At 68.5% G+C, this 15,147-nt stretch carries 15 protein-coding genes; 8 read left to right on the top strand and 7 right to left on the bottom strand.

Annotated elements, in window-relative coordinates; translation table 11 throughout:
• Positions 1 to 26: 26 nt before the first annotated feature.
• Positions 27 to 950, top strand: a complete 924-nt coding sequence (locus WDU93_RS12105; RefSeq protein WP_337320963.1) for an ABC transporter substrate-binding protein — start codon at positions 27 to 29, stop codon at positions 948 to 950.
• 69 nt (positions 951 to 1,019) lie between these two features.
• Here the strand turns inward: WDU93_RS12105 and WDU93_RS12100 are convergent, their stop codons facing one another.
• Positions 1,020 to 2,234 carry an AI-2E family transporter gene (locus WDU93_RS12100; protein ID WP_337320961.1) on the bottom strand — a complete coding sequence of 405 codons (1,215 nt, stop codon included), beginning with the start codon at positions 2,232 to 2,234 and terminating at the stop codon, positions 1,020 to 1,022.
• A gap of 70 nt (positions 2,235 to 2,304) precedes the next feature.
• Between WDU93_RS12100 and WDU93_RS12095 the strand changes: the two genes are divergently transcribed.
• The 6 genes from WDU93_RS12095 (at position 2,305) to WDU93_RS12070 (ending at position 7,259) form a co-directional block, all read left to right on the top strand.
• Entirely contained in the window at positions 2,305 to 2,601 is a 297-nt protein-coding gene (locus WDU93_RS12095) for a chorismate mutase (RefSeq protein WP_337320959.1), read from the top strand.
• Positions 2,602 to 2,808: 207 nt separating this feature from the next.
• The gene (locus WDU93_RS12090) at positions 2,809 to 3,705 is read left to right on the top strand and encodes an SIS domain-containing protein (RefSeq protein WP_337320957.1); all 897 of its coding nucleotides are present in this window, start codon (positions 2,809 to 2,811) and stop codon (positions 3,703 to 3,705) included.
• Between the two features lie 13 nt (positions 3,706 to 3,718).
• Positions 3,719 to 4,711, top strand: a complete 993-nt coding sequence (locus WDU93_RS12085) for an ROK family protein (protein ID WP_337320956.1) — start codon at positions 3,719 to 3,721, stop codon at positions 4,709 to 4,711.
• Positions 4,708 to 5,634, top strand: coding sequence for a 1-phosphofructokinase family hexose kinase (locus WDU93_RS12080; RefSeq protein ID WP_337320954.1), 927 nt, complete (start codon positions 4,708 to 4,710; stop codon positions 5,632 to 5,634). The genes WDU93_RS12085 and WDU93_RS12080 overlap by 4 nt, the downstream gene beginning before the upstream one ends.
• A complete protein-coding gene (locus WDU93_RS12075; protein ID WP_337320952.1) occupies positions 5,631 to 6,470 on the top strand; it encodes a class II fructose-bisphosphate aldolase in 840 nt (279 codons plus the stop codon). The genes WDU93_RS12080 and WDU93_RS12075 overlap by 4 nt, the downstream gene beginning before the upstream one ends.
• 12 nt (positions 6,471 to 6,482) lie before the next feature.
• Positions 6,483 to 7,259: a DeoR/GlpR family DNA-binding transcription regulator gene (locus WDU93_RS12070; RefSeq protein WP_337320950.1), complete on the top strand. Its 777-nt coding sequence runs from the start codon at positions 6,483 to 6,485 to the stop codon at positions 7,257 to 7,259.
• A 209-nt stretch (positions 7,260 to 7,468) separates the two neighbouring features.
• On the opposite strand, the gene WDU93_RS12065 is transcribed toward WDU93_RS12070, so the two are convergent.
• The 3 genes from WDU93_RS12065 to WDU93_RS12055 all read right to left on the bottom strand — a co-directional run bounded on the left by WDU93_RS12065 (position 7,469) and on the right by WDU93_RS12055 (position 12,336).
• The gene (locus tag WDU93_RS12065) at positions 7,469 to 9,895 is read right to left on the bottom strand and encodes a polysaccharide lyase 8 family protein (protein WP_337320948.1); all 2,427 of its coding nucleotides are present in this window, start codon (positions 9,893 to 9,895) and stop codon (positions 7,469 to 7,471) included.
• A gap of 231 nt (positions 9,896 to 10,126) precedes the next feature.
• Positions 10,127 to 10,930, bottom strand: a complete 804-nt coding sequence (locus WDU93_RS12060; protein WP_337320946.1) for a MerR family transcriptional regulator — start codon at positions 10,928 to 10,930, stop codon at positions 10,127 to 10,129.
• Positions 10,931 to 11,013: 83 nt separating this feature from the next.
• Positions 11,014 to 12,336, bottom strand: coding sequence for an MFS transporter (locus WDU93_RS12055; protein WP_337320944.1), 1,323 nt, complete (start codon positions 12,334 to 12,336; stop codon positions 11,014 to 11,016).
• Positions 12,337 to 12,419: 83 nt separating this feature from the next.
• Between WDU93_RS12055 and WDU93_RS12050 the strand changes: the two genes are divergently transcribed.
• Entirely contained in the window at positions 12,420 to 12,989 is a 570-nt protein-coding gene (locus tag WDU93_RS12050) for a helix-turn-helix domain-containing protein (protein ID WP_337320942.1), read from the top strand.
• A 49-nt stretch (positions 12,990 to 13,038) separates the two neighbouring features.
• Here the strand turns inward: WDU93_RS12050 and WDU93_RS12045 are convergent, their stop codons facing one another.
• The 3 genes from WDU93_RS12045 to WDU93_RS12035 are packed head-to-tail and all read right to left on the bottom strand — an operon-like array spanning position 13,039 to position 15,007.
• The gene (locus tag WDU93_RS12045) at positions 13,039 to 13,725 is read right to left on the bottom strand and encodes a hypothetical protein (protein ID WP_337320940.1); all 687 of its coding nucleotides are present in this window, start codon (positions 13,723 to 13,725) and stop codon (positions 13,039 to 13,041) included.
• On the bottom strand, positions 13,725 to 14,633 hold the full coding sequence (locus WDU93_RS12040) for an ABC transporter ATP-binding protein (RefSeq protein WP_337320938.1): 909 nt from the start codon (positions 14,631 to 14,633) through the stop codon (positions 13,725 to 13,727). The genes WDU93_RS12045 and WDU93_RS12040 overlap by 1 nt, the downstream gene beginning before the upstream one ends.
• A complete protein-coding gene (locus WDU93_RS12035; RefSeq protein ID WP_337320936.1) occupies positions 14,630 to 15,007 on the bottom strand; it encodes a GntR family transcriptional regulator in 378 nt (125 codons plus the stop codon). The genes WDU93_RS12040 and WDU93_RS12035 overlap by 4 nt, the downstream gene beginning before the upstream one ends.
• Positions 15,008 to 15,147 lie beyond the last annotated feature (140 nt).

Below are 15,147 nucleotides of genomic sequence, written 5' to 3'. Positions count from 1 at the left end.
CAGCACACGCACCAGGAGGAATCACCATGAAGACCACACGGGCATCACGCCTCATCCTCACCGCGGGCATCGCGCTCACCGCCGGGCTCGTACTCAGCGGATGCGGCGGCGGGGGCAACCCGCTCAGCGCCCCCACCGACGACAGCGACAGCGGCGGCGACGAGACCATCGTGATCGGCTCGCAGGCGTACTACTCGAACGAGATCATCGCCGAGATCTACGCTCAGGCCATCGAGGCGCACGGCCACACCGTGGAGCGCCGCTTCAATATCGGCCAGCGCGACGCATACATGCCCGAGGTCGAGTCCGGCGCGATCGACCTCTTCCCCGAGTACACCGGCAACCTGCTCGAGTTCCTCGACCCCGAGGCCACCGCCACGAGCCCCGACGACGTCTACGCGGCCCTCGTCGAGGCGCTGCCCGAGGGGCTCACGGCTCTCGACCGCGCGGATGCCAGTGACCAGGACACCTACACGGTCACCAAGGCGCTCGCCGACAAGTACGAGCTCACGTCGATCGGTGACCTGGCGAATGTCGACGGTGACGTCACGATCGGCGCCGCCCCCGAGTTCGAGCAGCGGCCCTACGGTCCGACCGGTGCCAAGGAGTTCTACGACATCGACCTGAAGTTCTCGGCCACCGGACAGACCACGCTCGAGTCGCTGCTGGCGGGCGAGATCCAGGTCGCCGACATCTACAGCGCCGACCCGGCCTTCGACACCGAGGCCATCGTCGCGTTGGAAGACCCCGAGAACATGATCCTCGCCTCGAATGTCGTGCCGATCGCCTCATCTGACGTGGCGGACGAGATTGCCGAGGTTATCAACGAGATCAGCGCCAACCTCAGCGTCGACGACCTCGTCGAGCTGAACGTGCAGAGCACCGTCGACCAGATGTCGTCAAAGGACATCGCGGCCGCCTGGCTCAAGGACAAGGGCCTCGTCGAGTGAGCTGACTGATCAGCAACACGAAAGGGGGGGTGGATGCTTGGCATCCACCCCCCTTTTTTCTCTGACGAATCAGACCCGGGAATCCTGCCGGGGAATCCACACCTGCTTGATGATGATGAGGATCGACGCGGTGACGGGCACGGCCACGAGGGCGCCGAGCAGGCCGAGCAGCGTGCCGCCGGCGAGGGCCCCGATCACGACGAGCGAGCCGGGCACCGACACCGCCTTGTTCATGATGCGCGGCGTGAGCACGTACGCCTCGAACTGCATGTAGATGAGGTAGGCGATCACGAAGGTCAGTCCCATCGCGGGGTTGGCGATCAGCGCCACCGTCGAGCCGATGATCCAGAACAGCACAGGGCCGACGAGCGGGATGAGTGTCACCGCGAAGGCGACCGTCGCCATCAGGGGCGGGAACGGCAGGCCGAGCACCAGGTACATGATCAGTGTGAACATGGCGTTGAAGAACGCCAGGCTCACCATGCCCTGCACATAGCCACCGACCGACTCGGTGATCTGGTCGGTGATGTCACCCGCGCGGGCACGATCACGGGCGGGGGCCAGCCGCAGCAGCGCGGTCTTCATGGCCGGCAGACCGGCGACGAAGTACAGCGTCAGCACGAGCACCACGATGATGCCCGAGATGCCCGTGGCGATCGACGAGCCCACCTGCAGGGCGCCGCCGCCGATCGTGAGCACGTTGGTGGGGTTGGTGATGAAGCTGACGACGTCGTCGACGAGCGATTCGAACTGGTCGCCGAACTGATCGTTCAGGTAGGCGTAGAAGTCAGACGCCATGAAGTCCTTGGTCATCGCGGGGATCGATGCCACGAACTCGGTGACCTGCTTGACCAGGATCGGCACGATCATCCACAGGGCGAGAGCGAGCACACCCACCAGTCCGAGGATCACCGTGAGCACCGCCCACACCCGCTTCATGCCCCGGCGCTCGAGGAACTGCACGGCCGGGTTCAGACCCAGCGCCGCGAACAGCGCGAAGGCGATGTAGATGAGCACCGTGGAGAGGTTGCTGAGCGTGAGCGCCAGCAGGATCGCGCCCAGCCCGCCGAGCGCGAAGAGGAAGCCGAAGCTGAACGGCTTGTCGATGCGGGTCCAGAACGAGTGGGTCGAGGGGGTCGGGTCGATCACCGTCGGGCGGGGGCGCGCGGGCGCGGTGTCGGTCGTCACGTAGGCGGATGCCTCAGACTCCGCCGTCTCGGGGGCGGCATCCGACGTCTGCGCGCTCTCACCGGCGGGCGACGCCTCGTTGTTCTCGCTGCTCATGCCCATCACTCTAGAGCCGCGGTGCCCACTATCGTCGTAGTGTCCCGATGTGCCGAATCGAAGGAGGGTCATGTCCGCCGAAGCCGCCCGTGCTGAGCTGCTGCGACTGCGTGCCAGCATCGACAACATCGACGCCGCCCTCATCTTCATGCTCGCCGAGCGCTTCCGCGCCACCCAGCAGGTCGGGCACCTGAAGGCAGAGCACGAGATGCCGGCATCCGACCCCTCCCGCGAGGAGCAGCAGGTCGCACGCCTGCGCGCGCTCGCCGAAGAGGCGCACCTGGATCCCGAGTTCGCCGAGAAGTGGTTCAACTTCGTCGTCGCCGAGGTCATCCGCCACCACACCGAGGCCGCCGAGGGTCGCTGACCCCCTCCACTCTCTGCCCGGGCGCTCGCGCGCCCGCACGCTCTGCAGGAGATCTCTCGATCTGCCGGGCCCTTTCGTGCGCTCGCTCCTGCAGATCGTGCGATCTCCTGCGTTTCGTGCGCATACCTCTCGACACCGCGCATTTCGTGATGCAATAATGTGAGCGATCTGATCGCAAAAACGTCACAACACTTCACGGAGCCACACATGACCGAAGCCATTGCCGGCGCACACATGCGCGAGGAGCTGTACTCGCAGCCGCAGACCTGGGCGCGCGCCGCCGAGATGCGCGCAGAGCAGGCACTGCTTCCCGCCCGCGGCGCCCGCATCGCCGTCGTCGGATGCGGCACATCGTGGTTCATGGCACAGTCCTTCGCCACCCTGCGCGAGCAGGGCGGATTCGGCGTGACCGACGCGTTCACGGCATCCGAGACTCCGCTCGACCGCGACTACGACGCGATCGTCGCGCTCACCCGCTCCGGCACCACCACCGAGGTGCTTGAGCTCGTCGATGAGGTCAAGGGCCGCATCCCCGTTGTCGCCGTCGTGGGTGACGACACCTCGCCCCTGGTGAACACGGCCGACACCGTGATCGCCCTGCCGTTCGCCGACGAGAAATCCGTCGTGCAGACCCGCTTCGCGACCACCGCTCTCGCCCTGTTCCGCGCGTCGCTGGGCGAGGACCTCACCGCGGCGATCGCCGACGCCCAGGCCGTGCTCGACGGCACCGACGACGTCACCCTCGGCGAGGCCGAGCAGTACAGCTTCCTCGGCATGGGCTGGTCGATCGGCCTCGCCCATGAGGCCGCGCTGAAGATGCGCGAGTCCTCGCAGTCCTGGACCGAGTCGTACTCGTCGATGGAGTACCGCCACGGCCCGATCGCGATCGCCTCGCCCGGCCGCATCAGCTGGCAGTTCGGTGCCGCACCCGAGGGCCTGCAGGCGCAGGTCGAGGCCACCGGTGCCCGCTTCGTGCAGCACGCGATCGACCCGATGGCTGACCTCGTGCGCCTGCACCGGGTCGCCCTCGACCGTGCCGTCGCGCGCGGCCTCGACCCCGACCAGCCCCGCAACCTGACCCGCTCGGTCATCCTCGACGCCTGAGCGGAGACCGACGATGCACCCGACCAGCCCCATCCCCGACGTCGTGCGCGACGTCTCGGGGGAGCGGCTCGCCGCGGCGGCGGGCATCGGCGCCGGCATCCCCGTGCTGGCGTTCGATGTGGGCGGCACCGACATCAAGTCGGCGCTGTTCGACGCCGACGGCACGGCGGTCGGTCTGCGTCGCACGCCCACGCCGACAGGTGGGGCAGACAGCCCCGCGCGACTGATCGCGCGCCTGCAAGAACTGGCCGACGAGCTGCGGGCGCAGCACCCCCACCTCGCGCCCGCAGCCGTCGGACTGATCGTGCCCGGCATCGTCGACGCGGAGGCCGGAGTAGGGGTCTTCAGCAGCAACCTCGGCTGGCGGGATGCTCCCCTGCGCGCCCTCGCCGAGGACGCCTTCGACCTGCCGGTCGCCTTCGATCACGACGTGCGCACGGCGGCGTGGGCCGAGCACGTGATCGGCGGTGCGCGCGCGTATCAGGATGCCGTGGTGCTCATCATCGGCACCGGCATCGCCGGCACGCTGCTGTTCGACGGGCGCCCCTACACGGCGGGCGGCTATGCCGGCGAGATCGGCCACTCGCCGATCGGGGACTGGCCGTGCCCGTGCGGTGCTCGCGGATGCCTCGAGGCGATCGCCTCGGCCGGGGCCATCGCGCGTCGGTACGCCGAGGCCAGTGGTCGCACCCCCGACGGTGCGAAAGAGGTCATCGCGCTCGCCGCGAGCGGCGACGAGATCGCCGCGCGCGTGTGGGATGAGGCGCTCGACGCCCTCGCCCTGTCGGCTGCCCAGCTCACCGCCGTGATCGCGCCCGAGGCGATCGTCATCGGCGGCGGCCTCTCGCGGGCGGGTGGCGCGCTGTTCGACGAGCTGCACGCGCGCCTGGTCGATCGGCTGAGCTTCCACCGCATTCCCGCCCTTGTGCCGGCCGAGCTGTTGGGCAACGCCGGCATCCTCGGTTCCGCCCTCATCGCGCGCGCCCTCGTCGAGGGGGAGCGATGATCGTCACCGTCACGCCTAACCCGGCGCTCGATCTCACCTGGCATGTCGCGCAGATCACCCCCGGCGCCTCGCACCGTGTCGACACGGGCGTCGCGCGCGCCGGCGGCAAGGGGCTCAATGTCGCCAGGGTCGCCCACGCGCAGGGCGGCGACGTCATCGCCGTCACGACTGCCGGCGGGGCGACCGGAGCCGAATTCGCCGCCGAACTGGCCGCGAGCGGTGTGCCGCACGTGCTCGTCCCTGTCGCGGCAGCCACCCGGCGCAGCATCGCCCTCGTCGACGAGGCACTCGGTGACACGACGATCGTCAACGAACGCGGGGTGACCCCGACCGCCGACGAGTGGCAGGCGCTGATGGATGCGACAGCCATCGCCGTCCGCACCGCGGGTGTGGTCGTCATCTCCGGCAGTCTGCCGCCCGGGGCCCCCGATGACCTGCTCGCCCGGTTCATCCGGCTCGGCCGGGAGGCGGGAGCCACGGTGATCGTCGACACCTCGGGCCCGGCCCTGCTGCAGGCGGCGGAGGCGGGAGCATCCGTTCTCAAGCCCAACCAGACCGAGCTCATCGAGGCCACCGGCATCGACGACCCGATCGCGGGCGCACGCGAGCTGCTGCATCGCGGCGCCGGGCTCGTGCTGCTCTCGCGCGGCGCCGACGGGATGCTTGCCATCACCGCCGATGGTCTCGTGCAGGCAGCTCCGCCTGCGGCGCTCGCCGGCAATCCGACCGGCGCCGGAGACGCGGCGGTCGCGGCCTGCGCCGTGCTGATGGATGCCGGCATCTATGACCCTGTGCGCATCATCCGCCGCGCGACCGCCTGGTCGGCCGCGGCCGTGCTGATGCCACTCGCCGGAGAGATTCACCCGAGCTGGACCGACCTCGAGCACGACATCACGACCTCCGATCCGAAGGAGTCCTCATGACACTCGCATCCACCCGTCGCCTCATGCGCGATGCCAACGTGGCCCGCACCGGTGTGGGTGCGTTCAACGTCATCCATCTCGAGACGGCAGAGGCGCTGATCTCGGCATCCGAGCGCGCGCAGCTGCCGGTGATTCTGCAGATCTCGCAGAATTGCGCCGACTACCACGGGGGCCTGGAGCCGATCGCGTGGGCGACGCTGGCGATGGCGCGGCGGGCGAAGACGCCCGTGGCCGTGCACCTCGACCATGCCGAGCGCCCCGAGCTCGTCGACGAGGCCATCGAACTGGGGTTCAGTTCGGTGATGTTCGATGGCGGCAAGCTGCCCTACGACGAGAACGTCGCCATCACGGCTGACGTCGCCCGGCGCGCGCACGCGGCCGACGTGTACATCGAGGGTGAGCTGGGCGAGGTCGGCGGCAAGGATGGCGCACACGCACCCGGTGTGCGTACGGATCCCGCCGAGGCGAAGGCGTTCGTCGCCGCCACCGGAGTGGATGCCCTGGCCGTCGCGGTCGGCTCGTCGCACGCCATGCTCGACCGCAGCGCCTCGCTCGACATCGAGCTGATCCGGCGCCTGCGGCGTGCGCTGCCGGTGCCGCTCGTGCTGCACGGATCGTCGGGCGTCGCCGACGATGTGATCGTCGAGGCGATCGAGGCGGGGATGACGAAGATCAACGTCTCCACGCATCTGAACGGCTTCTTCACCCGGGCCGTGCGCGAGACGCTCGACGCCGACGCGAACCTCGTAGACTCGCGCAAGTACATGTCGCCCGCCCGCGAGGCGGTCGCCGAAGAAGCAGCACGGATGCTGCGCCTCTTCGCCCTGGAAGACTGACAGGACGCCCGTATGAATCGTGCCGCGCGATTGACCGCGATCCTCGATCTGCTTGGCGCGCACGGCGAGGTATCGGTCGAGGAACTCGTCGACCGTTTCGGCGCGTCGGCCGCCACGACCCGGCGCGACCTCGACAGCCTGGCCGAGCGCCGGCTGCTCACGCGCACGCACGGTGGGGCGGTCGCGCAGTCGCTCGCGTACGAGTTGCCCATCCGGTACAAGAGCCACCAGCGCACGGCCGAGAAAGAGCGCATCGCCGCCGCGGCTGCCGCGCTCGTCGAGCCCGGGTCGGTGGTGGGGCTCTCGGGCGGGACGACCACCACGGCGATCGCGGCCGCGCTCGCCGCCCGTGAGGACCTCACCACCCGCGGCATCACCGTGGTCACGAATGCTGTGAACATCGCGGGGCAGCTCGCGATGCGGCCCGAGTTCAAGGTGGTCGTGACGGGCGGGGTGATCCACTCGCGCAGTTTCGAGCTGGTCGGCCCGTTCGTCGAGCAGCTGCTCGCCGGCATCCGTCTCGATACTGCGTTCATCGGTGTGAACGGGTTGGATGCCGCGAACGGCGCCACCACGCACGACGAAGCCGAGGCGGCCGTGAACCGCCTGATGGCCGAGCGCGCAGCGCGGGCCGTGATCGTCGCGGATTCGTCGAAGTTCGGCTCCTCCGCCTTCGCGCATGTCGGTGGTGCCGAGCTGTTCCCGCTCGTGCTGACGGATGCCCGGATCGACACCGTCCAGCGCGCGGCTCTTGAGGCCGTGGGGTATGAGGTCCGCATCGCGGACTGACGGGCCTGCCTTTGGGTCCCTGAGCTTGTCGAAGGGCTGAGCCTGTCGAAGGGCTGAGCTTGTCGAAGGGCTGAGCCCGTTGGATCCCGGAGCCCGTCGAAGGCCCGCACGGCGTGTCGCGCCCCAAAACCGGCCCGACACGCCGCACGGCCCCATCTCATCCCTCGGTTCCTACGACCTCACCCCGCGATGAGAGCGGATGCCGGCGGTCACCCGCCCAGCACGATGCGCTTCGCGTGGCCGTGACCGTCGAGCGTGAACTCCAGGGTGAGTGGCGACGTGGAGACCACGCGCACTCCGGCATCCGCTTCCACCACAGTCGTCTCGGCGACGTCCGCGAGCGTCACCCGCGCCACCGACTGCGTGCGGCTCGGGTCGGAGAGCGCGACGGTCACACTGTCGTCGCCGCGCCGGATGCCGACCGAGCATGGTCCACTCGCGGTGAGGCCGGCCGCCTCCCCACCGGCGAAGAAGTTGCCGAGCACCAGGTCGGATGTCGCATCCCGGATCACCTGTGCCACACCGTTGTTCGCCAGCACCGTGACGGTCGGCGCATCCGATTCGGTGAACGTCACGGAGTGGGCGACGTTGGGCAGCACCATGTACGCGTATCCGCCTGCCGACGGGTCGGTGCCGTGTCGGTGCGTGAGCGTGACGTAGTCACGGGTCTTCGGCTCGTCGGTGCCGCCGGTGTCGCCGCCGGAGTTGATCGTGCGCCAGTCGCCGGTGCGGCGTACGACCTGCACGTCGATGTCGCCGCTTACCCCCTCGCCGGTGAGGAACACGTAACCGCCGTGGCCCATGATGTGCGCGTTGCGGGTCACCTTCACCGCACCGCCGGGTTTCATCGTGCGGATGCGGTTGTCGGTGCGGATCCGGGGCACCGAACCTTCGGCGAAGGCGCGGTTGTCGATCGTGGTGAAGACCTCATGTCCTGATCCCGAGGCGATCGCCGCGCCCAGGCAGACGACCTTGTCGTCGAGGAAGAACCACGAGGTGCGAGCGCTGAGGCTGCGGTCGTGGTTGAGGTGATCCATGCCCTGGATGCCCCAGCGGCCATCGAGGTCGAGGCCGCCGGCGAAGGCCTGGTAGGCGCGAGGGATGCCGGTTCCGCCGACGGCCCCGCTCTGCCGGGGCGCCGCGGTCACCGTGGTTCCGGGCAGACGATAGGGGTCGACGGTGGGCCAGAAGTCGGCGCTGTACTGGGCGGGGTCTGCCGGCGAGTAGAAGAACGTCATGCCGTCGCCCTGGTACCAGCCGAGATTGTTCTCGAAGTTGCCCCACTCATAGCGGCCGATCCGCTTCGAGGAGACGTTCACGGTGGCCGTGAAGCCAGGGCGGTGGTGCACGAGCCGGTCCTGGTCGCCGAACGCTTTCGTGTACACCGGTGCCGCTGCCGGTTCGACGCTGTCATCACCGAGCACCGAGGTGACCAGCAGCGACTTGACGATGGACTGGGTCGGCTGTCCGTAGAGCTTGACGTCGGTGCAGCGGGTGATCCAGCCCTTCGCCAGCGAGAGGTAGCGGCTTCGGTAGGGCTCGCCCGCTCCCGGGGCGAGCAGCAGGATCGCGGTGATGGCGGCCGCCCCGTCGACATAGTCGGGGCTGTGCTGTCGCGAGACGGCGCGCCCGCGAACGGTGTCCATCATCCGGCCGTTCCAGATGAACGGCGCGAAGGAGCGCTCGACGGCATCCAGGATGACGGACTTGTTCGGATCGGTGACCTCCCACGGGCTGCCGCCGAGCAGGCCGAGGATCTCGGCGAGTCCGCCGAGCGTGACGACGCCGTAGGTGCCGACGTAGGGCAGGTAGCTGTGCTGCACGAACGAGCCGTCGGTGTAGAAGCCGTCGCCGCGGGTGACGTAGCCAAAGACACTGTTCTTGCCGTTCTGCACGGTGTCGCTGAGGGCGTCGCGGGCGAGAGCCACTTCGTCGGGACGGTTGTCGAGGATGCCGCGCAGCGCGCACGAGAGCGCCTTGTCGGTGCGGTTGGCGCCGGTCTCGGCGAAGCTGGTGCCGGTACCGCGCCAGTTGGGGTTGGGGGTGAACGAGCGCGCGGCGGCCAGCAAGGCGGTGCGCACCTCGGCCGGGACGACGTCGTAGAGCAGCACCAGGGTCTCTGCTGCCTTGCGGGGCACGCCGATCTCCCAGAACCACCAGTTGCCGCCCTTGCGCATGCCGACCTTGTAGACGTGGGCGCTGAGGTTGGCCAGGGCGCCGACGAGGTCGGCCGCGAGTGCGGCATCGGCGTAGAGGGCCGACCCCTTCGTGGCGTAGGCGAGCGCCAGGTCGAAGATCCGGTTGAAGGTCAGGCCCATGCGGTCGGTGGCCGCGGCGACGGTGCCGATTCCGGTGAGGGGAAGGTCGGGCCAGATGCCCGAGGTGCCCGACGGGGTGATCATCGCCTGCCAGGATGCCGTGGCTTTGGCATCCATGTCGGCGAGGGCACCGGCGAGCTCGGGGATGGATGCGGCGCTGCCGTCGCCGGTGAGCATGACGCGCCGCCGGGCGATGAGGGCGGCGAGGGCGGCATCGTCCGTGGCGGCGGACGCGGCGAGGGGGTTGCCGATCGACAGGGTGAGGGCTCCTGCGCCGAGCAGCGCGAAGAAGGTACGGCGATTCAGATCCAAGGACATCGTTGGCCTCCGTTGGTGGGGATGCGCAACACCGTACGGGATGCGCTTTCCCACCGGAAGATGGCGGGGCAAAGAATGTGAAAGACGATAAACAAATTGGCGTTTGGGGCGCGTTGCTGCACAACTCGGGGGCCGCGTGTGGGATCGCGGGGATGGATTGGCATCCGCGCGGCGTGTCGGGGCCATCATCCGCGCGACACGCCGCGCTGGCGGCATCCGGTCTCTCGGACGCTACGGCTTGAGGGCGACCGGCTGCTGCAATTCGGTGACCCAGTCGGTCTGGTCGTCGCCGACGGCCCGTACGTAGAGCTCGCGGCAGGGGCCGGAGGGCACATAGCCGCGGGCGAGCATCTCGGCGTGCAGGGCGTGCCAGGTGTCGCTGATGCCCGACATTGGTCCGAGGTGGATGCCGCACACCGCACGTTCCACGGCGGGCAGGTCGATCAGGTCGATGCCCTCGACGGGTTCGCCGCCGTAGGCGTATCCGATCGTCAGGTGCATCCCGTCGTCGGTGTGACGGTACTCGGCGATCGGCGTCTCGAGCAGCCCGCAAGTGTCGGGAAGCGCGGCTTCGACCTCGTCGAACATCGGCCCGACGTGCATCCCGATGTCGGTGACGGGGACGGTCGCGGTGCGCGCGGCGAGGCGGACGGCGGGGAGGGACTTCTCGATGAACTCGGCGGATGACATGCGGCTCTCTCTTTCGATCAGGTGGAGGCGCCGTTCCACGTCGACGAGTCGTTCGGCGGCGATGCGGTGCTCGCGTTCGACCTCGGCGCGGCGCGAGCGCAGCAGTTCGGCGATGCGATCGGCGTCGATCCCCTGCGCGAGGATGACCCCGATCTGCTCCAGGCCGAAGCCGAGTTCGCGCAACGCCACGATGCGGTGCAGCCGGTCGAGCTGCGACGGATCGTACGAGCGGTAGCCGGTGAACTCGTCCACGTGGGCGGGCTCGAGCAGCCCGGCGGTGTCCCAATGCCGCAGCATCCGATGGGTCACTTGGCCGATCTGCGCGAACGCTCCGATGGACAACATGCTTCTGTTCTCCCGCCTCACACCGTGTCAGGGTCAAGTATTGCGGTGCGGATGCGACTGGGGGCGGCGTCAGGGGCCAGGGCTCAGCGATCCACTGGCGTATCGGGGACAGCGTACGTCGCGGCGTGGGCGGCCCAGCCGGGCTCGGCGGGGAGGGCACGCAGCGTGCGGTTGCCGATGGCCAGCACGGCGGAGAGCAGGCAGAGGGTGGCGGCGAACAGCATGGTGCCCTCTCGGCCGACCCAGGTCAGGCCGAATCCGGCGATGAGCGGCGCCAACGGCATCGCTCCCATGCCGAGTGCGCCTGCGGCGCTGTTCGCGCGGCCAAGCAGCCGTGAGGGCGTGGCGACCATGAAGTAGCCGAGCATCGCCGAGTTCAGCGCGGGCAGCAGGAACACGGACACGCCCAGCACGATCGCGATGGCCCACGGCTCCCGCACCGTGGCGAGAACGGCGCTTCCGGCCGTCGCGGCGCACAGGCCGGCGATGGTGAGGATGCCCGCACCGACGCGCGGCACGAGCAGGGGCGCGACGAGCGCGCCGACGAGCATCGATCCGCCAAGCACCGCCGCCAACCAACCGATCGTCAGCTCCGAGTGCCCGTCCTGCTGCAGCGCGAAGATCACGGTCGTGGTCGCGGCGTTGAAGCCCAGGTTGATGATCGTGATGATCCACAGCACCCCACTGAGGTCGGGGCGAGAGAACAGGAAGGTGAAACCCTCACGCAGTTCGCGCACGGTGTCGCGCGGGGGCGCTGTCGCGGATGCATCCGGATCGGCAGCATCGGCGACGGGTGCGTCATCGGGGCGTGCCTCATGAGTGTCGGCGGGTGGCAACGGTATCCGGCGCAGCATCCAGGCCGTGAGCGCGGAGAACGCGTATGCGGCGGTCATCACCACGCCGACCAGCCAGGCGCCGACGACGAGCAACGCGCCGCCGAGGGGGCCGCCGCCGAGCTGCAGAATCGCGTCGCGCGCTTGGTTCGCCGCCTGTGCGCGTCCCATCGACTCGGCGGGGACGATCTCCTTCAGTGCGCTCTCGCTGGCTGGCTCGAACACCCCGGCCCTGGCGACCAACAGCACTTCCACGATGAGCAGCGTGGCGAACGTGAGGGCGTCGCCCAACGCCAGCAGCGTGAACCCGAATGACAAGATGCTCGCAACGCCGGCGCCGAGCAGCATAAGGGCGATGCGGTCGTGGCGGTCGGCGAGCACGCCACCGTAGAGCAGCACAACCAGGCGCACGACCATGCCGACGCCACCGATGATGCCGGCCTGTGCGGGGTCGTTGGTCACCAACAGGGCGATCAGCGGGATCGTGAACGAGAACAGGCCGGTGGCCAGGCCCTTGCTCGTGTCGCTGATGAGCCAGGCCACGTAGCGTCTGTTCGTCCAAAGTGACCGCATGGCTTCACGCTAGATGCGCAAAGTTAGTTGCGCAAGTGAATTTGCGCAATTTGTCGTGCGGGTGCCAATAGACTGCAAGCATCATGGAGTACCCGGAGACTCACGCGACCACGGCCATGCTCAAGGCCATGACGCATCCGTTGCGCCGTCGCATCCTCGCGGTCTTTCCCCGGCTCGAGTACGTGCGCGCCGCCGATCTCGCCACCGAACTCGGCGAGCCAGCCAACAAGATCAGCTTCCACCTGCGGGTCCTCGCCGATGCCGGCCTGCTGGTCGAGGCGCCCGAGCAGGCCCGTGACCGTCGCGACCGAGTGTGGACGGCGATGAAGGGGGCGCTAAACATCGGCGACAAGGAGCATCCGGTCGCCGACCCGGCCCTGGGGAGCGCGCTGGTGACCGCGTTGCTCGATGAGCATGGCGAGACGGTGCGAAGGTTCGCGAAGTGGATGCCCGAGTACCTGTCCGATCCGGCGGGCGAGCCGCACGGCACGTTCACGCAGAGCCGGATCAAGCTCTCTCCAGCCCAGTTCACGGAGATGCTGAAAGGGATCCAGACGGCCATCCGCGATGCGCAGGATGCCGCCGAGAAGGCCAGCGATCCCGACGCCCGTGTCTACCAGCTCGACATCATCGCGGTCGACGAGACCGTCTGACGTTCCCAGGCTGGCACCTAGCACAGGTTGGGTCAGCGACCCAGCGCGCCTACGGCGTCGCCCGCCGCAGGGCGAGGAAGGCGACCACGCTCAGGAGAGCCACGAGCACGAGGCCCCAGGCTGCCAGTCCGAGTGCGCCGAGGGTCATGACTGCCTCACCGACGGCCTCCCATAGCGCGAACCTGGTGATGACGAACGCCGCCCCCACCAGCAGCACACCGGCGCCGACGCTCCACACGGTGGTGACGGTCGCACCCCAGCGCTTGTACACCGTCGCGCCGAGGAACCCGATCACGAAGAAGAACATCGCGAGCGTGAAGTACACCACGAAGGCGGCGAGGGGACCTGCCTCCCACATCCAGGGCAGGTAGAACATGTAGCCGTTCAGGCCCCAGCCGCCGGTCGCGAGCTCAAGCAGACCGCCCAACACGAACACGAGCGCCATGACCGCGGCGCCGGCCGCCGCGGCGATCATGCTGCCGAGGAAGAACTCCCGTCGCGTGATGCTCATCGCCTGCGAGAACGGGAAGGTCAGGGTCAGAGCGGTCAGCCCGATGCCGAAGAAGTACCACAGTGGTGCCTGGCCGCCGCCGCCGTACTTGGGCCCAGGGGTGGGGATCATCGCGTAGATGAGGATTGACGCGACCAGCACGCTGCCGAGGATGATCAGCGGCACCCAGAGGAACGTCTGTCGGTTGATCAGTTGCAGGCGGACGACGTTCAAGACACGAGACATCAGTGGACCTCCTGGTTGGTGACGACGGCTGCAGAGGCGGATGCGTGCTGTGTCAACCGCACGATGAGCTGTTGCAGCGATACGGGTGCGAGGTCGAGATCGGCCTCGACGATGGCGGCGCGGTCGATCGGGGTGAGGGCTCCGAGAACCGTGACGGATGCCACGCGTCCCAGCGACTCGCGGTGCAGGATCTCGCGGCCGGCGGCCCAGGCATCCACCCGAGCTGCGTCGCCGACCACGGTCGACGCGCGCCCGCGCACCTCTTCGGTGTCTTCATCGAGCAGGATGCGTCCCTTGTCGATCACGATGACCTTCTCGATGAGGTTCGCGACCTCGTCGATGAGGTGTGACGAGAGGATGATCGTGCGCGGATGCTCGGCGTAGTCCTCAAGCAGCCGGTCGTAGAAGATCTGGCGTGCGACAGCATCCAGGCCCAGATAGGGCTCGTCGAAGAAGGTGATCTCGGCGCGTGCGGCGAGCCCGATGATGACGCCCACCGCCGAGAGCTGTCCGCGCGAGAGCTTCTTGATCTTTGTCTTCATCGGCAGCCCGAACTCCTCGACGAGCCGGTCTGCGAGGGCCTGGTCCCAATTCGGGAAGAAGAGGCGCGCGGCACCGAACGCATGCTTGGCTGTTGCGTCGTCCGGGTACTTCTGCCCCTCGCGCACAAAGCAGATGCGGCTGAGGACGCGCGCGTTCTCGTAGGGATGCTCTCCGAACACCCGCACCTCGCCGGAGGTGGCGAAGTTCTGCGCGGTGAGGATCGACATCAGCGTCGTCTTGCCGGCCCCGTTGCGGCCGAGCAGGCCGTAGATCGTGTTCTTCTCGATCCGCAGCGACACGTCATCGAGGGCGAGCGTGTCCTTGTAGCGCTTGGTGAGGTTGCGTACCTCGATGACGGCGGTCATGCGGGGCTCCCTTCGGTGGATGCCGCGCGTTCGCGCAGCAGGGCGGTGAGGTCAGAGGGCGTCAGGCCGAGAGCGCGCGCCTCGGCCAGAAGCGGGTCGATGTAACGGTCAGCGAAGGCGGTGCGGCGTTCGGCGAGCAGGATGCCGCGCGCGCCAGGCGCGACGAACATACCGATGCCGCGGCGCTTCACGAGGATGCCCTTGTCGGTGAGCATGGCAACTCCCTTGGCGGCGGTGGCCGGATTGATCCGGTGGAACGCGGCGAGCTCGTTGGTCGACGGAGCCTGCTCCTCTTCGCGCAGGGAACCGCCGAGGATGGCATCCTCAATCGATTCCGCGATCTGCAGGAACAGCGGTCGGCCTTCGTCGATCACGTGCACCTCCGGTTGGTCGGTTAGTTACTCGACTAAGTAACCATGTAAGCGCGCGTGCGTCAAGACCCTTTCCTGGGCCCCGAGCGTGTCGAGGGGCCCCGCCTGTCGGGTCCTGGAGATCAACGGAAGTCCGCACGGCG

The organism is Microbacterium istanbulense, assembly GCF_037204145.1.
Classification (GTDB): domain Bacteria; phylum Actinomycetota; class Actinomycetes; order Actinomycetales; family Microbacteriaceae; genus Microbacterium; species Microbacterium istanbulense.
The sequence above is the reverse complement of the archived record's forward strand: the minus strand, read 5'-3'. Positions and strand labels throughout refer to the sequence as shown.